This window comes from Nocardioides ganghwensis (genome assembly GCF_014779655.1).
Classification (GTDB): Bacteria; Actinomycetota; Actinomycetes; order Propionibacteriales; family Nocardioidaceae; genus Nocardioides; species Nocardioides ganghwensis.
In genome coordinates this window covers 182094-202590 of record NZ_JACXYX010000009.1, presented here as the reverse complement: position 1 = coordinate 202590, position 20497 = coordinate 182094, and the positions used below count along the sequence as shown (strand labels likewise).

The window sequence follows — 20497 nt, the reverse complement described above, 5'->3', positions numbered from 1 at the left end:
GGGGTCGGGCTCAGACGAGCAGGGACAGGGGGTGGTGGAGCGCCTCGACGAGGGCGCCCATCCACTGGGCGGCGAGGGCTCCGTCGATGGCGCGGTGGTCGGCCGAGAGCACCAGCTCCGCCACCGTGCGGACCACCACCCGGCCGTCCTCCACGACGGCCGTGGGACGACCGGCCCCGACGGCGAGGATGGCGGACTGGGGCGGGTTGATGATCGCGGAGAACTCGTCGACGCCGTGCATGCCGAGGTTGGAGATGGTGATCGAGCCGCCCTCGAGGTCGCGCTGCTGCAGCGTCCCGGCGTTCGCCTGCTCGACGAACGCCTTGACCTGCCGCGAGATCGCGGAGAGCGAGCTGGTCTCCACGTTGCGGAGCACCGGCGTCACCAGGCCCCGCTCCGAGGCGATGGCGACCGAGATGTCCACGTGGTCGAAGCGACGGATGGCCTCGTCGGTCCAGATCACGTTGGCGTCGGGGACCTGCTGGTGGGCCGCGGCGATCGCCCGGACGAGGAAGTCGTTGACCGAGACCCTGGTCCCGGTGGACTCGACCAGCTGCGTGCGCAGCTCCAGCAGCGGGTCGAGGGTGACGCTGCGCTTGACGTAGAAGTGCGGGACGTCCTGCTTGCTCTCGGTGAGGCGTCGGGCGATCGCCCGGCGGAGCCGGCTGTGCGGGACGTCGGTCCAGGCGCCCTCGGTCGGGGCCGGGGCCGGCTCCACGCCCGGTGCCTCCTTCGGCGTCTCCTCCTCCTTGGCTCCGGACGTCGCGCCGCTGCCCGCGATGAGGCCCTCGACGTCACGGCGGCGGATGCGTCCTCCCGGCCCCGTGCCGACGAGACCCTCGGCGGTGAGGCCGGCGTCGCGGAGCAGCTTGCGCGCGATCGGGCTGACGAAGACCCGGCCGGACGGCGCAGCAGCAGGTGGGGCTGCCGGCGCGGGACCGGCGGCAGGTGCGTCGCCGTAGCCGAGCGCGGCGAGTGCGGCGTCGAGGTCGGTGCCGACGTCGGAGGACGAGCCGACGAGCGCCATCGGCAGGCCCACCTCGATGGTGGTGCCGGGTTCGACCAGGGCCTTGAGGAGGGTGCCGCCCTGCGGCGCCTCCATCTCGACCACGGCCTTCTCGGTCTCGATGACGGCGATGGCGTCGCCGGCGGTGTAGTCGGCGCCGGGCTGGACGAGCCAGTCGGCGATGACGACCTCGGTCGCGCCAGCGGCGACCTCGGGGACCAGCAGGAGCTCCGGCATGGGTCTGTGTCCTTCGGGAGTGGGCGTGAGTGGGCGCGAGTGGGCGTGAGTGGGGTGGTCAGGCCTGCGCGATGCGCCTGAGGGCGTCGACGACCTCGTCGGTCCTGGCGATGGCGGCGCGCTCGAGCACCTTGCTGATGCTCGGCGAGGCCTCGGCGCCGGTGACGCGCTCGACAGGGGCGTCGAGCCAGTCGAAGAGGCGCCGCTGGATCTCGTCGGCCAGCCAGCCGCCGTACGACGTGCCGACGGCGCCCTGCTCGACGATGAGGACCTGGTTGGTCTTGCGGACGCTGGCCTCGATCGTCTCCCAGTCGAGGGAGGCGCGGTCGAGCCAGCGCAGGTCGATGAGGTCGGCGGAGACGTCGACCTGGTCGAGCGCCTCGAGGCAGTGGTTGACCATGGTCAGGTAGGAGATGACCGTCAGGTCCTCGCCCGTGCGCCGCACGGCAGCCTTGCCGACGGGCAGCAGGTAGTCGAGGTCGTCCACGGGACCGGGGCCGGTCGAGGTGTAGAGGTCGACGTGCTCCAGGACGACCACCGGGTCGTCGCACGTGAGTGCGGTGTTCATCAGTCCCACGTAGTCGAAGGGCGTCGACGGCGCGACCACGCGCAGGCCGGGGGCGGTGGTGAGGATGCCGGCCGGGTCCATCGAGTGCTGGGATCCGTAGCCGGTGCCGGCCGCGAGCTTGCTGCGCAGCACGAAGGGGACCGACGAGTCCCCGCCGAACATGTGACGGGCCTTGGCGACCTGGTTGAAGAGCTGGTCGGCCGCGACCCACATGAAGTCGGCGTACATGAACTCCACGACGGGACGGAAGCGCCCGTCGAGGGCCATGCCGCCGCCGAGGCCGGCGAAGGCGTTCTCGCTGATGGGGGTGCCGAGGACGCGGTCGGGGAAGAGCTCGAGGGGCTTCTTGGTGGCGCCGTTGGTGCCGCCCTTGAGGCCGTCGACGTCCTCGCCCATGACGACGATGCGATCGTCGGTCTCCATGCGACGCGCCATCACGTCGCTCACGACGTCGATGAAGCGACGTTGCGCGAGCTCGCCCGCGAAGGTGTCCTCGTCCTCGAAGCGGCTCCCCTCGAGCTCGGAGAGGTCGCCGCGCACGCCGACGTCGACGAAGTCGGTGTCGGGCCAGAGCGAGCCGATGATGCGACGCTCCCTGGGCTTGCCCCCGGGCACGGGCTCGAGGAGCTGGTCGCCGATCTCCTGCATGGTCGTGTCGATCGCGTCGGTCATCGCGTCGATGTCGGCCTCGGTGGCGAGCCCGCGCCCGACGACCTGGCGGCGGAGCTGCGCGATCGGGTCGCGCGCTCGCCAGGACGCCTCCTCCTCCTTGTCGCGGTAGCCGAAGGCGGAGCCGGGGAACGCGCCGTTCTGGTGGAAGAAGCGGTAGAGGTCGGCCTCGAGGATCGTGGGGCCCTTGCCGGCGCGCATGTGGTCGACCGCCTCGGTCATCGCCGTGTGGACGGCGAGGGCGTCCATGCCGTCCACGCGCCAGCTGGGGATGCCGAAGCCGGCACCGCGACCCGAGAGGCGGGGCTCGCCGGTCGCCTTCGCGACGGGGGTCGAGACGGCGTACTGGTTGTTCTCGATGAAGAACATCACCGGGAGCTTCCACGCCGCGGCGAGGTTGAAGGTCTCGAGGACCGATCCGATGTTGACCGCACCGTCGCCGAAGTAGGTCACCGACACCGCGTCGCTGCCCGAGTGCAGCATGTTCCACGCGAAGCCCGCGGCCTGCGGCACGCCGCCACCGACGATGGCGTTGGTGCCCATCGCGCCGGCCTCGCGCCACTGCAGGTGCATCGACCCGCCGCGACCGCGGCAGTAGCCGTCGGCGAGTCCGCAGATCTCGGCCAGCGTCCTGTGCAGGACCTCGCGGACCTCGGTCGTGATCTCCGGCAGGCCCGTGGACTTCGCCTCGAGCACGTGACCGAAGGCCTTCGCGAGGAACTGGTGGTGACCGCGGTGCGAGCCGTTGACGAAGTCGTCGGAGCGCAGCGGCAGCACCGACCCGACCGCACCGCCCTCCTGGCCGACGCTCGAGTGCGCGGGGCCGTGGACCAGGCCCTGGTTGGCCAGCTCGAGGACGTACTCCTCGAAGGATCGGATCCATTGCGCGCGCCCCAGGAGCTGGAGGAGGACCTGGGGGTCCGCCGCGTCCCAGTCGTCCTGGTCCACGGTCAGCTCCACCCAGGGCGCCGCCGGCGTGAGTTCGTGCCGCTTCGTCATTGGTCCTCCGACGATTGATCCATTGAGGATGGTTGCGCACGATGGGTACGCGGTACAGACTGACCGTACGGCACTGAATGGATACATTGCAAGGAGTTCACGAGATGCGCGTCACACCTGTCCTCGCGGTTTCGCGGGTCGACCACATCGGGATCACCGTCCCGGACCTCGCCGAGGCCCACGAGTTCTTCGTGGGTGTCCTGGGGTGCGAGTACATGTACCGGCTCGGCCCCTACCGCGACGACGACGGACCATGGATGCGCGAGCACCTCGACGTCGACGAGCGGGCCGTCATGGAGCGCCTGCACTTCTACCGGCTGGGGGGCCAGGCGGTCTTCGAGGTGTTCCAGTACGCCGCCGCCGGGCAGAGGCCCATCCCGCCGCGCAACAGCGACGTCGGGGGCCACCACGTCGCGGTCTACGTCGACGACCTGGACGCCTCCGTCGCGGCCCTGCGCGACGCCGGGATCCGCGTCCTCGGCGACCCGACGACGAGCCGCGGCCCGAGCGAGGGCCAGCGCTGGGTCTACTTCCTCAGCCCGTGGGGCATGCAGTTCGAACTAGTCTGCTACCCCGACGGCAAGGCGTACGACCGCGACCCGTCGGCCTTCCCCTGATCCAGCCCACCCGACGAGGAGCGTTGATGTCCGAGACCGCCGGCTCCCGGGTCGCCAGCCAGCGGGTCGCCGAGGTGCTGCGCGAGCGCATCCTGTCGGGACGGCTGCGTCCCGGCACCCGCATCAAGCAGGACGAGCTCGCCGAGGAGCTCGACACCAGCCGGATCCCGGTCCGTGAGGCGCTGCGCATCCTCGAGACCCGCGGCCTGGTCGAGGTGCGCTCCAACTCCGGCGCCTGGGTCGGGCAGATGGACCTGCACGACCTGACGATGAGCTACCAGATCCGCGAGCGCATCGAGCCGCTCCTGCTCGCCGACAGCATGCCCAGGCTCGGCGAGGAGGACGTCGCCGAGCTGCGCGACCTGCAGGCACGCATCGAGGCCAACGACGACCTGGAGACGTTCATGGTCCTGGACCGCGAGCTCCACTGGCGCACGTACGCCGGGCACCGCACGCCCCAGCTCGCCAGCATGGTCGAGCGGCTCTGGGACACCACCCAGCACTACCGGCGGGAGTTCGCGAGGCTGATGGGGGCACGGGGCGCCTGGGCGGTCAACGCGGAGCACCGCCTGCTCGTCGACGCGATCGCCGCCCGCGACGAGGACACCGCGAGCCGCGTCCTGGCGCTCCACATCCAGCGCACCCGCACCGAGCTGATGCGGCACCCCGAGGTGTTCACCGACTGGTCGGCGGACGTCTGAGCGTCAGTCGAGCGCGAACCCACCGCAGACGTTGAGCGCCTGCCCGGTGATGTTGTGCGCGAGCGGGGACGCGAGGAACGCCGCGGCGGTGCCGATGTCCTCGGGGGTCTGCGGCCGGCCCAGCGGGATCTGGTCAAGGACGCCCTGCCAGGCCTCCTCGGTGCTGATGCCCTTCGCCTCCGAGATCTCGGCGAGCTCGGCCTCCCACATGGCCGTACGGACCATGCCGGGGCACACCGCGTTGACGCGGATGCCGGTGGGGCCGAGCTCGAGCGCGAGGGCCTGGGTGAACCCGATGACGGCGAACTTGGTGGCCGAGTAGTGGGTCATGTGGGCCTTGCCCTGGCGCCCGGCGACGGAGGAGATGCTGATGATGCTGCCGCTCCCCTGCTCCTCCATGACCCGGACGACCGCGCGGGTGGTGCGATGCACGCCGGTGAGGTTCACCGCGACCATCGAGTCCCAGGTGCGGTCGGACATGTCGACCAGCGGCGTACGCCCGGACAGGCCCGCGTTGTTGACGAGGACGTCGATGCGGCCGAGCTCGGACGTGACGTGCGAGGCGAGCGCCTCGCTGGAGTCGGCGCTGGTGACGTCGTGCCCCACGCCGATGGCGCGGATGCCCTCGGCCACGAGGCTGGCAGCCGTCTCCCGGGCCTTGGCCTCGTCGAGATCGGCGATGACGACCTGCGCGCCGAAGCGACCGAGGGCGGTGGCGATCCCCTCGCCGATGCCCTGGGCGGAGCCGGTGACGATGGCGACCTGGTCCTCGAGGAGGGGCAGGCCCTGCAGTGGTGTGCTCACAGGTCCACCGCCAGGTACTTCGTCTCGAGGAACTCGTGGATGCCGGCGAACCCGCCCTCGCGACCGAGACCGGACTCCTTCATCCCGCCGAACGGTGCGGCCGGGTCCGAGGCGACGCCGCGGTTGACGGCGACCATGCCGCTCTCCATCCGCCTCGCCACCCGGATGCCCTCGCCCGCGTCGGCGGCGAAGACGTAGGAGATGAGCCCGAAGTCGGTGTCGTTGGCCATCGCCACCGCCTCGTCGGTGCTCTCGACCGTCACGATCGGAGCGACGGGGCCGAAGATCTCCTCCCGAGTCAGGGTCTGGCCGTGGACGACGTCGCGCACCACGTAGGGGGAGATGAAGGCGCCGGTGGCGGGCGCCTCGGAGACGGCGCCGGGGCGACCGCCCTCATCGGCCGCCTTCGCGACGAGGGCGAGGACCTTGTCACGCTCCTTGGTGCTGACGAGCGCGCCGAGGTCGTTGGCCGGGTCCAGACCGCTGCCGATGCGGAGCGCGCCGAGCGCACGCTCGAAGGAGTCGGTGAACTCGGTGGCCAGCGACTCATGGACGTAGAAGCGGTTGGCTGCCGTGCACGCGGAGCCGCCGTTGCGCATCTTGGCGACCATCGCGCCCTCCACGGCCTTGTCGACGTCCGCTCCCTCGAGGACGAGCAGGGGCGCGTTGCCACCGAGCTCCATCGACGAGGGCAGGGCACGGGTCGCGGTCTGCGCGAGCAGCAGCTTGCCGATCGGGGTCGACCCCGTGAAGGACAGGGTCGCCGTACGCCGGTCCGCGAGGACCGCCTCTGACACGGGGCCCGGTTCGGACGTGGTGACGACGTTGACCACCCCGGCCGGGACGCCCGCCCGCCGCAGGACCTCGGCCACCCACAGCGCCGTGAGCGGTGTCTCGGCGGCCGGCTTGAGCACCGCTGTGCACCCCGCCGCGAGGGCGGGCGCGAGCTTGCGGGTCGCCATCGCCGCGGGGAAGTTCCACGGCGTGATCATGTAGGCGACGCCCATCGGCTGGTGGTCGACGATGATCGTCTTGTCGCCGTTGGGCGCCAGCCGGAAGTCGCCGGGCACCCGCGAGGCCTCCTCGCTGAACCAGCGGAAGAACTCGGCGGCGTACGTCGCCTCCCCCATCGCGTCGCTCCACGCCTTGCCGTTCTCGAGCACGATCAGGCGCGCACACTGCTCGAGCTCGGCCGACATGATCTCGTAGGCGCGACGCAGCACCTCGGCCCTGGAGCGGGGTGCGGTGGCGGCCCACTGGCCGAACGCCTCGTGGGCGGCGGCGACCGCCGCGAGGGCCTCGGGGACGGTGGCGTCGGAGACCTCGGCGAGCAGGGTCCCCGTGGCCGGGTCGTCCACCTCGAGCGTGCGGTCGGTGGAGACCCACTCGCCGTCGATGAGCAGCCCGGTGGGGACCCCGGCCAGGGACGGGTCCTGCAGCTGGGTCACTGGATCACGATCCCGCCGTCGATCATCAGGAGCTGGCCGGTCATGTAGTCGCTGTCGTCGCTGGCGAGGAACGAGGCCGTGCCGACGACGTCCTCGGGGTAGGAGTAGCGCTTCATCAGGATCATGTTCTGGGCGAGCGTGTCCATGGACTCGCCCTCCTTGTCGAACTTGCCGATGGCGACGAGGTCCTTGTCGAGCTGCTCCCAGAGCTCGGTGCGCACGACGCCGGGGCCGTAGCCGTTGACGGTGATGTTGTGCTGCATCAGGGACTTCGCACCGCCCTTGATGAGCGCGAGCACCGCGTGCTTGGAGGCGCCGTAGACGACGACGTCGTCGAAGGTCTCGCGCGAGAGGATCGAGCCGACGTTGATGATCTTGTAGGGGTGGTCCTGCTTGCCCTGGGCCACCATCTGGCGGGCGGCCGCCTGCATGCAGTTGAGGGTGCCCCAGGCGTTGACGTCCATGATGCGCTGCCAGTTCTCGCGGGTGATGTCGAGGAAGAACAGCGGCTTGTTGATGCCGGCGTTGTTGACCAGCACGTTGATGCTGCCGAACGCCTCGACCGTGTGGGCGACCGCGGCCTCCGCGTCCTCCTGGCTGGTGACGTCGAGCTTCACGTGGGTCGCCCGGCCCCCGTCGGCGGCGTTGATCTGCGCAGCCACCTGCTCCGCGCCGTCGACGTTCACGTCCCCCAGGCAGACGTTGGCGCCCTGGGCGGCGTAGTCGATGGCGACGGCGGCGCCCATGCCCTGGGCGGCGCCGGTGATGAGGATGTTCTTGGCGGCGAGTCGTGCGGTGTCCACGAGGGCTCCTAATGGTGGGGGTGATCAGCGGGGTGGTCAGTAGGGATTGGTGACGAAGAGCTCCTGCGCCGGGAACAGCGTGAGCACGCGAGGCCCGTCCTCGGTGATCACGATCTCCTCCTCGATGCGCGCGGCGGAGAAGCCGTCGGCGGCCGGGCAGTAGGTCTCCAGCGCGAAGACCATGCCGACCTGCAGCTCGACCGGCTCCTTCATCGAGTTGAGCCGGGAGATGATCGGGCGCTCGTGGAGGCCGAGGCCGAGGCCGTGGGCGAACTGGAGACCGAAGGCCTCCATCTCGCTGCCGAAGCCGAAGTCCTCGGCCTTGGGCAGCAACGCGGCGACCTCGTCGGTGCCGACGCCGGCCTTGATGCCGTCGATGCCCCGGTCCATCCACTCGCGGGCGCGGGTGTACGCGTCGCGCTGGGCCGGCGTCGAGCTGCCGACGGCGAAGGTGCGGTAGTAGCAGGTGCGGTAGCCGTTGAAGGAGTGGATGACGTCGAAGAACGCCTGGTCTCCGGGCCGGATGATGCGGTCGGTGAAGTTGTGGGGGTGCGGGTTGCACCGCTCGCCGGAGATCGCGTTGACGGCCTCGACCTGGTCCGAGCCGAGCTCGTAGAGCCGCTTGTTGGCCATGGCGACGATCTCGTTCTCCCGGACGCCGGGCTTCAGCGCCTCGGTGATGTCCTGGTAGACCCCGTCGACCATGGCGGCGGCCTGGTTGAGCAGCAGGATCTCGTCGAAGGACTTGATGCAGCGCGCGTCCAGCATCGACTGCTGGGCGTCCACCACCCGCAGGCCCTGGCGTTCCATCTCGAAGAGGAACGGCGGCTCGACGATGTCGATGCCGACCGGCATGTCCGCCACGCCGGCCTCGACGAGGAGGGACCTGATCTCCTGGACCGCCGACTCCATCAGGCCGACCGACGGGGCGACCGCGCCGCGGAAGCCGAGGAAGCCCGCGCGGTAGTTGTCCTCCGGCGTCCACTGCGAGTGGAGCTTGTGGTGCTTGACGGCGGACCCGAAGTCCCAGAGCACCGGCTCCTTCCCGCGGGCCAGGAGCGCGTACCTGATCATCTTGTCGCCCAGGGCGCCGCCGATCCAGGTCTGCGTCGTGTAGCGGATGTTGTAGAAGTCGAAGAGCAGGAAGGCGCCGCACTCGCTGGCGTCGAGGGCCGCCCGGGCCCGGTCGAGCCGGTAGGCCCGGAGCCGGTCGAAGTCGACGCGGGCCTCGTAGTCGACACCCATGTGGCCCGGTGCCGGGACGGGGCCGCCGAAGTCGAGGCGCGGGACCTCGATCCCGGGAGCCTGCTGGGGACTGATGATGCTCACTGTGGTCTCTCTCCGAGCTGGGGGCACGAGGCCGGGGGCGGCACGGGGGAATCCAGCCCCCGGCCTCGTACGGATGGGGCGATCACCAGTTGGGGGTGACCTCGGCGTCGGACGCGTTGGCCTCGGTGACCTTCACCGACGGCATGAACAGGTCCTCGTCGACCTCCTCGCCGTCGAGCACCTTGGCCGCGAGGGTGACGGCGTTCTGGCCGTCCCAGGCGGAGGACTGGAAGACGGTGCCGTCGAGCTCGCCGTTGACGACCAGCGGGTTGCCCAGCTTGGTGTTGCCGATCGAGGTGATGAGCATCTTCTTGACGTCGAGGCCCTGCGACTTCAGCGCGTCGATGGCGCCCGCGACCATGGTGTCGTCGGCGGCGTAGATGCCCTGGATGTTCTTCGCGCCGGCAGCGGTGAGCATCTCGGACGTCACCGTCTGTGAGTCGTCCTTGTTCCAGTCACCGGGCTGCGAGGCGATGATCTTCACGTTGGGGCAGTTCTCGTCGATGGTCTCCTCGAACCCGGCCTTGCGGTTGATCGCCGTCGTGTTGCCGGTCAGGCCCTCGACCTGGAGGATGTTGATGTCCTTGCCGTCGGCGAGCTCGCACATGATCTCGGCCGATGCGGCGCCCTGGCCGTACGTGTCCGGGCCGGAGTAGCCGGCGGTCAGGCTCTTGTCCTCCTCCTTGACGTCGGAGTTCGTGACCGTGACCGGGATGCCGGCCGCCTTGGCGCGCTCGAGGCAGGGCCGCACGGTGTCGGCGACGGCGGGCCACAGGATGATGAGGTCCGGCTTGGCGGCGACGGCGACCTGGCAGTCGCTGGCCTGCTTGTCGGCGTCGTACTGCGAGTTGGTGATGGTCAGGTCGAGGCCCTCCTTCTCGGCCTCGGCGTTCATCGCCTTGAGGTACTCGGTGCCGTACGGCTGGTCGGTGCCCTGCGGCAGGAGCGCGTAGACCTTCGTGCCGTCACCGGACGCGCTGCTGGCGCTGTCGGAGCCGCAGGCGGAGAGTGCCGACGCGGCGAACAGGAGGGTCATCACGGCGGCTGCGGTGCGGGTGCTGCGCATGGGGGTGTTCCTTTCGTTGGTCACGTGAGCCCACGGTCGGTCGACCGGGCACGGACTCCGTGGAGGGACGTGCGGAGGGAGGAGCGGGCGGCCCTGAGGCTGGCTGGGTCGGTCATGACCGCGAGGAGCAGGACGCCGCCGATGTAGATCTGCTGGATGTCGACCTGCACGCCGGTCAGGGTGAGGCCGACCTCCAGGGTTCCGAGAGAGAAGGCCCCGATCAGGGTGCCGAGGATGGATCCACGCCCTCCGGTGAGGGCGACGCCGCCGATGATGGCTGCGGCGAAGCTGGAGAGGAGCACGGTCGATCCGGCGGTCGGGTCCGCCGCGGTGCGCTCCAGGGTGTCGATCGCGCCGGCACCAGCAGCGATGACGCTGCACATGACGAAGCCGGTGACCAGGCGGCGGTCGACGGGGATGCCCGCGTCCCGCGCCGCCTGTCGGTTGCCGCCGACCGCGTAGAACTCGCGACCCGCCCGCATCCGGGTCAGGAAGAGGTGAAGGAGCACGAAGGCGAGGACGAAGATCACGATGCGCGGGGTGAGCGGGCCCACGATCGGGAGCCCGAACTGGATGGCGAACGTGATGTTCTCGAGCGGGATCGGCTCGGAGCGAGAGATGACGATCGCGAGCCCCTTCAGCACGAACAGCATGCCCAGGGTGGCGATGAAGGAGTTGATCCCGACCTTCACCACGAAGAAGGCGTTGACCAGCCCGACGGCGACACCGGTGCCCAGGGCGAGGAGCACCCCGAGGGCGACGTTGTCGGTCTGCGCCATCATGACGCCGGCGAGGACGACGGTGCTGGCCACGCTGAGGTCGAGCTCGCCCATGAGGATGACCACCGTCAGGCCCAGGGCGACGAGGCCCACCAGCGCGACGCGGCTCAGGGTGACCGGGTAGGCGGAGAAGACCAGCGGCTCCATGACGAGCGCCACGACGAGGACCACCGCGAGCAGCGCCACCGCGCGACCTTCGGTGCGACGCCCCAGCGTGCGGCGGAGCTGGTCGACGCGGGTGCGGGCCGGGGCCTCACCGAAGTTGATGCCGTGGGGGGTGCTCATTTCTTGCTGACCTTCCGGGCGAGGGCGTCGACGGACACGGCGAGGACGATGAGGGAGCCGATGGCGACCTGCTGCCACCCGAAGCCGACGCCGGAGAGGACGAGGACGTTGGTCAGGACACTGACGAAGACGACTCCGAGGACCGTCCTCAGCACGCTTCCCTTGCCGCCGAAGACGCTGGTGCCGCCGATGATGATGGCCGCCAGGGCGCCGAAGTCGTAGCCGTCGGACATGGAGCTCACGGCGGTGTTGGAGTAGGCCGCGAGCACGAACCCGGCGATGGTGGCGGCGAACGACGTGATGAGGAACGCGCCGAGAACGACGACGGGGGTGTTGACCCCGCTCAGCCGGGTCGCCTCCTTGTTGCTGCCGAAGGCGCGCACCACGAAGCCGAAGTTGGTGCGGCTCAGCAGGAAGCCCAGGACGAGCGCCACCACGACCAGCACGATCGCCGAGATGGGGACGGCGCCGAGCTTGATGTCGCCGAACGACTCGATCGTGCCGTCCCTGGGGCCGAAGAAGATGCTGCCGCCCGAGAGCCAGCGCAGCAGGCCGAGGCCTATGTAGGTGGTCGAGAGCGTGACGATGACCGCGTTGGCCTTGAAGTAGCCGACGGCGACCCCGTTGACCAGCCCGTAGACGACCGAGACGGCCAGCGCGACGAGGATCGCGATCGGGATGCTGTGGGAGTTGCTGACACCGATGAGGATGACGGCGCCGGTGGCCACCTGGGCGACCACCGACAGGTCGAGGTAGTTGCCGCTGATGACGACGAAGGTCATGCCCACGGCGACGATCCCGATCGGGGCGGCCCGGTGGAAGACGTCCGCGACGTTCACCGCTGACGCGAAGCCGTCGACGAACAGGACGGAGGCGAGGATGAGGACGACCGTGAAGACCACGATCCCCCGCTCGGCCGCCCACAGCAGCGCCTTGGCGGCGATGGAGGGGCCGTCGGCTCTGGGCTCGGCGGCCGTCGGCGCAGCCACCGTGGGGGACTCGGCTAGCTGGTTCATGACGAGGTGACCATGCTTTCTCCGGCGGCGAGGGACATGACGCTCCGCTCGTCGGCCTCGTCGCGGGCGAGGGTGCCTGCGATCTGGCCGTCGCGGACCACGTGGATGACGTCCGAGAGGTCCAGCAGCTCGGGAAGGTCGGAGCTGATGACGAGGACGGCGGTGCCCTCGTCCGCGAGCTCGCGCACCAGGCGGTGGATCTCGGCCTTCGCGCCCACGTCGACTCCGCGGGTGGGCTCGTCGAGCACGATCACGCGCGGACGGAGCCCGAGCCACTTGGCGATGACGACCTTCTGCTGGTTGCCACCGCTGTAGTCGCCCGAATCGCGCTTGACGTTGGGCGGGCGCAGCCCGACGGTGTCCGCGAGCGTGCTGGCGAAGGCCTGTTGCCTGGCCGGGCTGGTCACGCCGGCCCGGGAGATCGAGCGACGGTTGGGAAGGGCGATGTTGTCGCTGACCGACATGCTCAGCGCCAGGCCGTCCTGGCGTCGTTCTTCCGGGACGAACGCGATGCCGTGACGAACCGCCGACGTGTAGCTGCCGACGCGGCGCACCTGGCCGTCGACGACGACGGTGACGTCGCCGCCCGTACGCGGGTCGACGCCCAGCATCGCGCGGACGAGCTCGCTGCGGCCGGCGCCGACGAGGCCCCCGAGGCCGACGATCTCGCCGGCGCGTACGTCGAGGTCGATGCCGCGGACCTTGGGTGCGGTGATCCCGCGGGCCGAGAGCACCACGTCGCCGGGGTTGCTCTCCCGGACCACGCCGAGGTCCTGCTTGAGCTCGCGGCCCACCATCTTGTCGACGAGGACGTCGGGGGTGGTGTCCGCGATGTCCGCCGTGTCGATGTGCCGTCCGTCGCGGAGCACGGTGACGCGCTCGCAGATGGCGAAGATCTCGGGCAGCCGGTGCGAGATGTAGACGATCGCCAGGCCACCTCGGGCCAGCCGCTGCAGCATCTCGAGCAGGTAGTCGGTCTCGGCCGGGGTCAGCGTGGCAGTGGGCTCGTCCAGGATGAGCACCCGCGGCTTGCGGGCCACGGCGCGGGCGATCTCGATGAACTGTCGCAGGGACACCGAGAGCCGGGAGACCGGCTCGTCGAGGTCGATCGCCACGCCGATCTCCTCGAGCGCCGCCCCGGCGTAGCGCTGCATCTCCTTGCGGCTGATCGCGCCGCCACGGGTCGGGAACGCACCGAGCATGATGTTCTCCGCGACGGTCATCTCCGGCACGAGGCTGAGCTCCTGGTGGACCAGGGCGATGCCGGCGTCGAGCGCCGCGCGGGTGCCGCCCTCGAGGGGCCGTCCGTCGACCAGGACGGTGCCCTCGGTGGGCGCCAGGATCCCGGCCAGGATGCGCATCAGGGTCGACTTGCCGGCGCCGTTCTCACCGACGAGCGCGTAGATCTCTCCTGCGCGCACCGAGACGCTCACGCCGTCGAGTGCGACCGCGCCGCCGAACCGCTTGACGATCGAGTCGGCCTCGATCACCACGGGCCCGACTGTTGAGGACTGGTCGTCGCTCACGCCGTGCTCCTTCCGTCTGGAACGTCATGACCACCGTCATGTGGTCGACGTCACAAACGAAGAACGTACACTAGGAGTGCACGCTAGGGAACCCCCGAAGAGAACACTTCTCCCCTAAACGTTCTCTGCGACAGAACAGTGTGCGGGATCAGTGACCCCGCCGGCCGCCATCGAGGGACAGGTGGGCGTCGTCTGCGGACTCCGCACCCGAGCGGGGTGAGTCGAGGATGAACCACACCGCTCGCACCTCCTCGGGCGTGCTGTTCCAGAACCGGTGCGGGACGACGGAGTCGAAGGCGATCGAGTCGCCCGCGTGCAGCACCGTGGTCTCGAAGCCCACCTGGACGGTGAGGCTGCCCGACACGACGAGGCCGTACTCGCGACTCGAGTGCTGGATGAAGTCGATCTTGCGATCGCCGTCCTGCGGCGCGGGCGGATAGACCACCTCGATGAACTCGGCGCCGTTCTCCGGCCGCGGTGTGAGCCGCTCCCACCGCGTGCCTCCGGCCAGCGGAAGGGTCGGACGCTCCGGTGCTCTCAGGACGATCCCGCCCGACACCAGGGGATCGAACGTCCCGTGGCTGCCCCTGCCGTGGCCGGCGCCGCCCGCGGAGGGGTCCGACGCCGACGGTGCCTCGGCGACGGGTGACACGTCGTCGAACAGGCTGTCCATGGAGATCTCGAGCTCGCTGACCACGTTGTAGAGGGCACGGACGCTGAACGACGCCAGGCCCCTCTCGACCTGGGAGACGTGGCTGGCGGACACCTCGACGCGACGCGCGAGCTCGCGGACGCTGATCCCAGCCGCCTCACGTGCCGAGCGGATGCGGTCCCCGATCGCGATCCACTCCGCGGTCGATGCCTGGTTCTCTGTCACGTCTGCACCTTCTGGCCTGTTCTCGCTCAACGTACGGTCAGTGTGCACACACCATACGCGCGAACGGGGACTGTGCACACCGAGAGCCTCTGCTAGCGTCACCGCCGTCCACACGGGAGTCCGCGGAAGCGGGCTGAGAGGGAGCTGGAACCGCTCCGACCGTCGTACCTGATCCGGGTCATGCCGGCGAAGGAAGTGAGTTCCCATGGCTCTGCCACGCATCTTCTGCCTGGTCTCGTCGACCGACGACCTGTCCCTGCTGTCCGACCTCGCCGAGGTCGGCATCGACGGCTTCCAGGTCCGCGACAAGGTGGTCACCACCCGCGAGCTCGTCGAGCTGACCCGGGTCGTGCAGGCGGCCGTACGCCCCGCCGGCGCGACGGTCGTGGTCGACGACCGGCTCGACGTGGCACTCGCCACCGGGGCCGACGGCGTGCACCTCGGTGCCGAGGACCTGCCCGTCGAGCTCGCGACGCGGGCGGCACCGCACCTGGTGGTCGGCGCGACCTGCCGGGACCGGGCGGACGTCGAGCGTGCCGCGGCGGCCGGGGCGGCGTACGCCGGCTTCGGCCCGGTGTTCGCGACCACGAGCAAGGCGGGCCTGCCGGATCCCCTGGGACCGGGCGCGGTGACCGCCGCGTGTGGGGTGCTTCCGCTGGTGGCCATCGGCGGCATCTCCGCCGGCCGGGTGGCGACCGTCCTCGACGCTGGGGCGTACGGCGTCGCGGCCCTGGGCGCCATCTGGCGCGAGCCCGATCCGGTCCGCGCGGCGAAGGAGCTGGTGCGGGAGCTCGGCTGATGCGCGTGCACGTCCTCGGCGCCGGCATCGTCGGGCTCGCCTGCGCCGACGAGCTCGTGACCCGCGGCCACGACGTCGCGGTCGTCGACCCTGCGCCCGGCAGCGGTGCGTCGGCCGTCGCGGCCGGGATGCTGTCGCCGGGCGGGGAGGCCTGGTACGGCGAGCCGGACGTCCATCGGCTCGGCGTCGCGAGCGCGCGCCTGTGGCCGGCGTACGCCGCGCGGCTGGGCGTCCCGTTGCACGACCGCGGGACCCTGGTGGTGGGCCACGACGCGGCGGACCGGCACGACGTCGAGCGGCAGGCCGCGGTCCTGGCGACGCTGGGCGTCGACGTCGACGTCCTCACCTCGGTGCAGGTGCGTCGGCTCGAGCCCGCGCTGGGGCGGGTCGCCGGCGGCCTAGCGCTCCGCGATCGTGCCGTCGATCCGAGGGCCGCGGTCGCCGCGCTCCTCCGACGCCTCGGCGAGCGGGTCCGCGCCCGTCCGCCGCTCGCCGGCGCGGACGCCGTCGTCGTCGCCACCGGCTCCCGCCTGCCGGCGCCGTGGACGACGCTCGTGAGAGGCGTACGCGGCGAGGTGGTCCGGCTCCGGACCGACGACCCGCCCCGTCACGTCGTGCGGGGCTGGGTGGGCGGCGAGCCGGTCTACGTGGTGCCGCGTCCCAGTGGCGAGGTGGTCGTCGGCGCCACCGTCGAGGAGCACGACGCCGAGCCCGTGCCGACGGCCGGCGGCGTGCTGCGGCTGCTGCGGGCGGCGCGCGTCCTGCTGCCGTCGCTCGACCGGGCGGAGCTGCTGGCCTGCGAGGCCCGCGACCGGCCCGCGACGGCAGACCACCTGCCGCTGGTCGGGCCCACCGGCGACCCCGGGACCTTCCTGGCCGCTGGCCACTTCCGCCACGGAGTGCTCCTCGCTCCCCTCACCGCACGGCTCCTCGCCGACGCGGTCGAGGGGGCCGACCCCGATCCCGCCGTCGACCCCCGACGGCTCGACCTTGGAGGACCGCAGTGCACCTGACCCTCAACGGCGCCGCCCACGTCGCCGACGTCACCACCCTGCTCGAGCTCGTCGGGCCGCTCCCGGACGGCCATGCCGTCGCGGTCAACCACGAGGTCGTGCCCCGCGCCGAGCACGGCACCCGGCCGCTGGTCGACGGCGACGTCGTCGACGTGGTGACGGCGGTGGCCGGCGGATGAACGACCTGGTGATCGCCGGCCGGACCCTGTCGTCCCGCCTCTTCCTCGGCACGGGCGGGCTGCCGCGCCCCGACCTCGTCGCGCCGGTACTGGAGGCGGCGCGGCCCGGTCTGGTGACGGTCAGCGTGCGGCGTACGTCGAGCTCCGCGCCCGGCGGGCTGCTGGCGCAGCTGCGCGAGGCCGGGATCCCGGTCCTGCCCAACACGGCGGGCTGCCTGTCGGCGCGCGAGGCGGTGACGACCGCCGAGCTGGCCCGGGAGGCGCTGGGCACCGACTGGGTGAAGCTCGAGGTGATCGGCGACGAGACCAGCCTCCTGCCCGACGTCCTCGAGCTGGTCGAGGCCGCTGCCGAGCTCGTCGCACAGGGTTTCACGGTGCTGCCCTACGCCACCGCCGACCCCGTACTCGCCCGCCGCCTCGCTGACGTCGGCTGCGCGGCGGTGATGCCCCTCGGGTCCCCGATCGGCTCCGGGCTGGGCATCCTCGACCCGCACGCGATCGAGGCCGTCGTGGCGGCCGTCGACGTCCCGGTCGTCCTCGACGCGGGGATCGGCACCGCCTCCGACGCGGCGCTGGCGATGGAGCTCGGCTGCGACGCGGTCCTCGCCGCCACGGCGGTGACGCGCGCGGCGGACCCGGTCGCGATGGCCCGCGCCCTCCGCCTGGCCGTGGAGGCAGGCGCCGCGGCCCGGGGCGCCGGCCGGATCCCGCGGCGCGCCATGGCCCGCTCGGCCAGCCCGCTCGAGGGGAGGATCGCGTGATCCCGCGCCTGGTCCTGCTGACCGACCGTTCCCAGCTGCGGCTCGGCCGCGGTCTCGTCCGCACCGTGCGGGAGTGCGCCGACGCCGGGCTGGGAGCAGTCGTGGTGCGCGAGCACGACCTCGACCCGGGGCAGCGGCAGGCCCTCGTCGCCGCCCTCGCGGCGATCGATGGCCTCACCGTGATCTCCTCGCGGATCCCGGACGACTCCGCCGACGGCCTCCACCTCGCGGCCCACCAGCACCCACCGGCCGGCGGCGCCTGGGGCCGGTCGTGCCACTCCCGCGCCGACGTCGCCCGCGCGGCCGAGCAGGGCGCGTCGTGGGTGACCCTGTCGCCGTACGCCGCCAGCGCCAGCAAGCCGGGCCACGGACCCGCGTTGCCTGCCTCCGACTACGCGGGGCACCCGCTCCCGGTCCTCGCCCTGGCCGGGATCGACGCCACCAACGCGGCGTCCGCGGTCGCCGCCGGCGCCCACGGGATCGCGGTGATGGGAGCGGTGATGCGGTCCGCCGAACCGGCCGCCGTCGTCACCGCCCTGCTGCGGGAACTCCCATGCTGACCCCGCCCGTGGTGCTCGCCGTGGCCGGCACCGACAGCGGCGGCGCCGCGGGACTGGCGGCCGACCTGGCGACGGTCGGGCACCTCGGCTGCCACGCCGCCTGCGCCGTCACGGCGGTGACCGCGCAGGACACCACCGGCGTCCACGCGATCCACGCGGTGCCCGTCACGGCCGTCGCGCAGCAGGTGGACGCGGTCGTCGGCGACCTCCCGGTCGCGGTCGTGAAGACCGGCATGCTCGGCACGCCCGACGTCGTCCGCCTGGTCGCCGACCGGCTCGGCCACCTCCCTGTCGTGGTGGATCCGGTCCTGGCCGCCACCAGCGGAGCGGCGCTCGGGGACGACGTCGTCGCGGCGGCGTACGTCGACCACCTGCTCCCGGCGGCACTGGTCGCGACCCCCAACCTCGACGAGGCCCGCACCCTCGCGGGCCGTGACGCTCCCGCGCCCGAGCTCGCCGCGCGGCTCGCCGACCTCGGCTGCGCGGTCGTGCTGACCGGCGGCGCGGAGTGGCGGCCCGGGGCGCTCACCGCCACGTGCACCGACTGGCTGTGCGAGCCGGGCGGCACCGCGACGGCCCTGCGGCACCCGGCCGTCGCCACGACCGCCGACCACGGCACCGGCTGCACCTACGCCAGCGCGCTCGCCGCGCGGATCGCCCACGGCGAGGCCCTCGCGGATGCGGCCCGCACCGCCGCGGCGTACGTCTCGGCCCGGCTCGCCGACAGCAGCGGCTGGCGGCTCGGCCGCGGTCGCGGCCCCGTCTCCCACCTGTCCCCCACCATCCAGGAGGAACCCGCATGACCGTCCACCCCGCCCACGAACGCGTGCTCACCGGCCCCCTCGACGTGCCCGTCACGCGCGTCCGGCTCACCAACGGCGAGACCTTCGACCGCTACTGCACCTCCGGCCCGGGCTCCGACCCCGCGACCGGCCTGGCGCCGCTGCGCCGCGAGTGGATCGTGGCCCGCGACGACACCGAGGAGTACGCCGGGCGGGCGACCGAGCTGCTCGACAACGGCCGCTCCGCCGTACGCCGGGGCAGCGCGCGCGAGGAGTGGCCGGGCAGCCGCCGCCCACCGCTCCGGGCGCGCGCCGGCCGCACCGTCACCCAGCTCCACTACGCCCGCCAGGGCATCGTCACGCCGGAGATGGAGTACGTCGCCGCACGCGAGGGCTGCGACGTCGAGCTGGTGCGCAGCGAGGTCGCGGCCGGGCGGGCGATCATCCCCGCCAACGTCAACCACCCCGAGAGCGAGCCGATGGTCATCGGTCGCCGCTTCCTGGTGAAGGTCAACGCCAACATCGGCAACTCCGCCGTCACGTCCTCGATCGCCGAGGAGGTCGACAAGCTCACCTGGGCGACCACGTGGGGGGCGGACACCGTCATGGACCTCTCCACCGGCGAGGACATCCACACCACCCGCGAGTGGATCCTGCGCAGCTCGCCCGTCCCCATCGGCACCGTCCCGCTCTACCAGGCGCTGGAGAAGGTCGGCGGGGAGGCGGACCGGCTCACGTGGGAGGTCTTCCGCGACACCGTGGTCGAGCAGTGCGAGCAGGGCGTCGACTACATGACCATCCACGCCGGGGTGCTGCTGCGGCACGTGCCGCTCACGGCCCAGCGGGTCACCGGGATCGTCTCGCGCGGCGGGTCGATCATGGCCGGCTGGTGCCTCGCGCACCACGAGGAGAACTTCCTCTTCACCCACTTCGACGAGCTGTGCGAGATCTTCGCGGCCTACGACGTGGCGTTCTCCCTCGGCGACGGGCTGCGGCCCGGCAGCGTCGCCGACGCCAACGACGCGGCCCAGCTCGCGGAGCTGCGCACCCTCGCCGACCTCACGACGCGGGCGTGGGAGCACGACGTCCAGGTGATGGTGGAGGGCCCCGGCCACGTGCCGCTCGACCTGGTGGAGGAGAACGTACGCCTCCAGCAGGAGTGGTGCCACGGCGCGCCGTTCTACACGCTCGGGCCCCTCGCCACCGACGTCGCGCCGGGCTACGACCACATCACCAGCGCCATCGGCGCCGCGGCGATCGCCATGCACGGCACGGCGATGCTCTGCTACGTCACGCCCAAGGAGCACCTCGGCCTGCCCGACCGCGACGACGTGAAGACCGGCGTGATCACCTACAAGCTCGCGGCCCACGCCGCCGACGTCGCCAAGGGCCACCCGGGCGCACGCGAGTGGGACGACGCGCTGAGCCGGGCCCGCTTCGAGTTCCGCTGGCACGACCAGTTCGCGCTGTCGCTCGACCCGCAGACCGCGGAGGCGTTCCACGACGAGACGCTCCCGGCCGAGGGCGCGAAGACCGCGCACTTCTGCTCGATGTGCGGGCCGAAGTTCTGCTCGATGCGGATCAGCCAGGACGTGCGCGAGCGCTTCGCCGAGAAGTCGGCGGAGTTCCTGGAGCTCGGCGGGACTGTGTACGTCGAGGGGTGAGGTCCTCGA

The 20497-nt window shown here is 71.7% G+C and carries 20 protein-coding genes and 1 riboswitch; of the genes, 9 read left to right on the top strand and 11 right to left on the bottom strand.

Features of this window, described 5'->3' with window-relative positions; genetic code table 11:
* Positions 1 to 10 precede the first annotated feature (10 nt).
* Both IEZ24_RS12955 and IEZ24_RS12950 read right to left on the bottom strand, forming a co-directional pair.
* Positions 11 to 1243, bottom strand: a complete 1233-nt coding sequence (locus tag IEZ24_RS12955; protein ID WP_129454260.1) for a dihydrolipoamide acetyltransferase family protein — start codon at positions 1241 to 1243, stop codon at positions 11 to 13.
* A 58-nt stretch (positions 1244 to 1301) separates the two neighbouring features.
* On the bottom strand, positions 1302 to 3479 hold the full coding sequence (locus tag IEZ24_RS12950) for an alpha-ketoacid dehydrogenase subunit alpha/beta (protein ID WP_129454259.1): 2178 nt from the start codon (positions 3477 to 3479) through the stop codon (positions 1302 to 1304).
* Positions 3480 to 3583: 104 nt separating this feature from the next.
* Between IEZ24_RS12950 and IEZ24_RS12945 the strand changes: the two genes are divergently transcribed.
* Both IEZ24_RS12945 and IEZ24_RS12940 read left to right on the top strand, forming a co-directional pair.
* A complete protein-coding gene (locus IEZ24_RS12945) occupies positions 3584 to 4096 on the top strand; it encodes a VOC family protein (protein WP_129454258.1) in 513 nt (170 codons plus the stop codon).
* Between the two features lie 26 nt (positions 4097 to 4122).
* Complete coding sequence (locus IEZ24_RS12940; protein WP_129454257.1) at positions 4123 to 4797, top strand: GntR family transcriptional regulator; 675 nt, start codon at positions 4123 to 4125, stop codon at positions 4795 to 4797.
* 3 nt (positions 4798 to 4800) lie between these two features.
* On the opposite strand, the gene IEZ24_RS12935 is transcribed toward IEZ24_RS12940, so the two are convergent.
* The 9 genes from IEZ24_RS12935 to IEZ24_RS12895 form a co-directional block, all read right to left on the bottom strand.
* Positions 4801 to 5601, bottom strand: coding sequence for an SDR family NAD(P)-dependent oxidoreductase (locus tag IEZ24_RS12935; protein ID WP_129454256.1), 801 nt, complete (start codon positions 5599 to 5601; stop codon positions 4801 to 4803).
* Entirely contained in the window at positions 5598 to 7049 is a 1452-nt protein-coding gene (locus IEZ24_RS12930) for an NAD-dependent succinate-semialdehyde dehydrogenase (RefSeq protein WP_129454255.1), read from the bottom strand. The genes IEZ24_RS12935 and IEZ24_RS12930 overlap by 4 nt, the downstream gene beginning before the upstream one ends.
* On the bottom strand, positions 7046 to 7852 hold the full coding sequence (locus IEZ24_RS12925) for an SDR family NAD(P)-dependent oxidoreductase (RefSeq protein WP_129454254.1): 807 nt from the start codon (positions 7850 to 7852) through the stop codon (positions 7046 to 7048). The genes IEZ24_RS12930 and IEZ24_RS12925 overlap by 4 nt, the downstream gene beginning before the upstream one ends.
* Positions 7853 to 7888: 36 nt before the next feature.
* Positions 7889 to 9181: a M24 family metallopeptidase gene (locus tag IEZ24_RS12920; protein WP_129454253.1), complete on the bottom strand. Its 1293-nt coding sequence runs from the start codon at positions 9179 to 9181 to the stop codon at positions 7889 to 7891.
* An 82-nt stretch (positions 9182 to 9263) separates the two neighbouring features.
* Positions 9264 to 10247, bottom strand: coding sequence for a sugar ABC transporter substrate-binding protein (locus IEZ24_RS12915; RefSeq protein ID WP_129454252.1), 984 nt, complete (start codon positions 10245 to 10247; stop codon positions 9264 to 9266).
* 20 nt (positions 10248 to 10267) lie between these two features.
* Entirely contained in the window at positions 10268 to 11311 is a 1044-nt protein-coding gene (locus tag IEZ24_RS12910; RefSeq protein ID WP_224745253.1) for an ABC transporter permease, read from the bottom strand.
* Positions 11308 to 12327, bottom strand: coding sequence for an ABC transporter permease (locus tag IEZ24_RS12905; RefSeq protein ID WP_129454250.1), 1020 nt, complete (start codon positions 12325 to 12327; stop codon positions 11308 to 11310). Before IEZ24_RS12905 ends, IEZ24_RS12910 begins: the two co-directional genes overlap by 4 nt.
* On the bottom strand, positions 12324 to 13853 hold the full coding sequence (locus IEZ24_RS22375; protein ID WP_129454249.1) for a sugar ABC transporter ATP-binding protein: 1530 nt from the start codon (positions 13851 to 13853) through the stop codon (positions 12324 to 12326). Before IEZ24_RS22375 ends, IEZ24_RS12905 begins: the two co-directional genes overlap by 4 nt.
* Positions 13854 to 14001: 148 nt before the next feature.
* Positions 14002 to 14730: a helix-turn-helix domain-containing protein gene (locus IEZ24_RS12895; RefSeq protein ID WP_242498420.1), complete on the bottom strand. Its 729-nt coding sequence runs from the start codon at positions 14728 to 14730 to the stop codon at positions 14002 to 14004.
* Positions 14731 to 14832: 102 nt separating this feature from the next.
* A riboswitch (TPP riboswitch) is annotated at positions 14833 to 14942 on the top strand.
* Here IEZ24_RS12895 and IEZ24_RS12890 point away from each other — a divergent pair.
* The 7 genes from IEZ24_RS12890 (at position 14936) to thiC (ending at position 20488) form a co-directional block, all read left to right on the top strand.
* On the top strand, positions 14936 to 15529 hold the full coding sequence (locus IEZ24_RS12890) for a thiamine phosphate synthase (protein ID WP_129454247.1): 594 nt from the start codon (positions 14936 to 14938) through the stop codon (positions 15527 to 15529). (Overlaps the previous riboswitch by 7 nt.)
* The gene (locus IEZ24_RS12885) at positions 15529 to 16542 is read left to right on the top strand and encodes an FAD-dependent oxidoreductase (protein ID WP_207206741.1); all 1014 of its coding nucleotides are present in this window, start codon (positions 15529 to 15531) and stop codon (positions 16540 to 16542) included. The genes IEZ24_RS12890 and IEZ24_RS12885 overlap by 1 nt, the downstream gene beginning before the upstream one ends.
* Complete coding sequence (gene thiS / locus IEZ24_RS12880) at positions 16533 to 16721, top strand: sulfur carrier protein ThiS (protein ID WP_129454246.1); 189 nt, start codon at positions 16533 to 16535, stop codon at positions 16719 to 16721. The genes IEZ24_RS12885 and thiS overlap by 10 nt, the downstream gene beginning before the upstream one ends.
* On the top strand, positions 16718 to 17482 hold the full coding sequence (locus IEZ24_RS12875; RefSeq protein WP_129454245.1) for a thiazole synthase: 765 nt from the start codon (positions 16718 to 16720) through the stop codon (positions 17480 to 17482). Before thiS ends, IEZ24_RS12875 begins: the two co-directional genes overlap by 4 nt.
* Entirely contained in the window at positions 17479 to 18042 is a 564-nt protein-coding gene (locus tag IEZ24_RS12870) for a thiamine phosphate synthase (RefSeq protein ID WP_129454244.1), read from the top strand. The genes IEZ24_RS12875 and IEZ24_RS12870 overlap by 4 nt, the downstream gene beginning before the upstream one ends.
* Positions 18036 to 18845, top strand: a complete 810-nt coding sequence (gene thiD, locus IEZ24_RS12865) for a bifunctional hydroxymethylpyrimidine kinase/phosphomethylpyrimidine kinase (protein ID WP_165356023.1) — start codon at positions 18036 to 18038, stop codon at positions 18843 to 18845. The genes IEZ24_RS12870 and thiD overlap by 7 nt, the downstream gene beginning before the upstream one ends.
* Positions 18842 to 20488, top strand: a complete 1647-nt coding sequence (thiC, locus tag IEZ24_RS12860; RefSeq protein ID WP_129454243.1) for a phosphomethylpyrimidine synthase ThiC — start codon at positions 18842 to 18844, stop codon at positions 20486 to 20488. The genes thiD and thiC overlap by 4 nt, the downstream gene beginning before the upstream one ends.
* The last annotated feature ends 9 nt before the right edge of the window (positions 20489 to 20497 follow it).

Coding starts and splice junctions, on each gene's coding strand:
- IEZ24_RS12955 (WP_129454260.1), bottom strand. CDS start 1,243: ATGCCGGAGCTCCTGCTGGTCCCCGAGGTCGCCGCTGGCGCGACCGAG.
- IEZ24_RS12950 (WP_129454259.1), bottom strand. CDS start 3,479: ATGACGAAGCGGCACGAACTCACGCCGGCGGCGCCCTGGGTGGAGCTG.
- IEZ24_RS12945 (WP_129454258.1), top strand. CDS start 3,584: ATGCGCGTCACACCTGTCCTCGCGGTTTCGCGGGTCGACCACATCGGG.
- IEZ24_RS12940 (WP_129454257.1), top strand. CDS start 4,123: ATGTCCGAGACCGCCGGCTCCCGGGTCGCCAGCCAGCGGGTCGCCGAG.
- IEZ24_RS12915 (WP_129454252.1), bottom strand. CDS start 10,247: ATGCGCAGCACCCGCACCGCAGCCGCCGTGATGACCCTCCTGTTCGCC.
- IEZ24_RS12910 (WP_224745253.1), bottom strand. CDS start 11,311: ATGAGCACCCCCCACGGCATCAACTTCGGTGAGGCCCCGGCCCGCACC.
- IEZ24_RS12905 (WP_129454250.1), bottom strand. CDS start 12,327: ATGAACCAGCTAGCCGAGTCCCCCACGGTGGCTGCGCCGACGGCCGCC.
- IEZ24_RS12890 (WP_129454247.1), top strand. CDS start 14,936: ATGGCTCTGCCACGCATCTTCTGCCTGGTCTCGTCGACCGACGACCTG.
- IEZ24_RS12885 (WP_207206741.1), top strand. CDS start 15,529: ATGCGCGTGCACGTCCTCGGCGCCGGCATCGTCGGGCTCGCCTGCGCC.
- IEZ24_RS12875 (WP_129454245.1), top strand. CDS start 16,718: ATGAACGACCTGGTGATCGCCGGCCGGACCCTGTCGTCCCGCCTCTTC.
- thiD (WP_165356023.1), top strand. CDS start 18,036: ATGCTGACCCCGCCCGTGGTGCTCGCCGTGGCCGGCACCGACAGCGGC.
- thiC (WP_129454243.1), top strand. CDS start 18,842: ATGACCGTCCACCCCGCCCACGAACGCGTGCTCACCGGCCCCCTCGAC.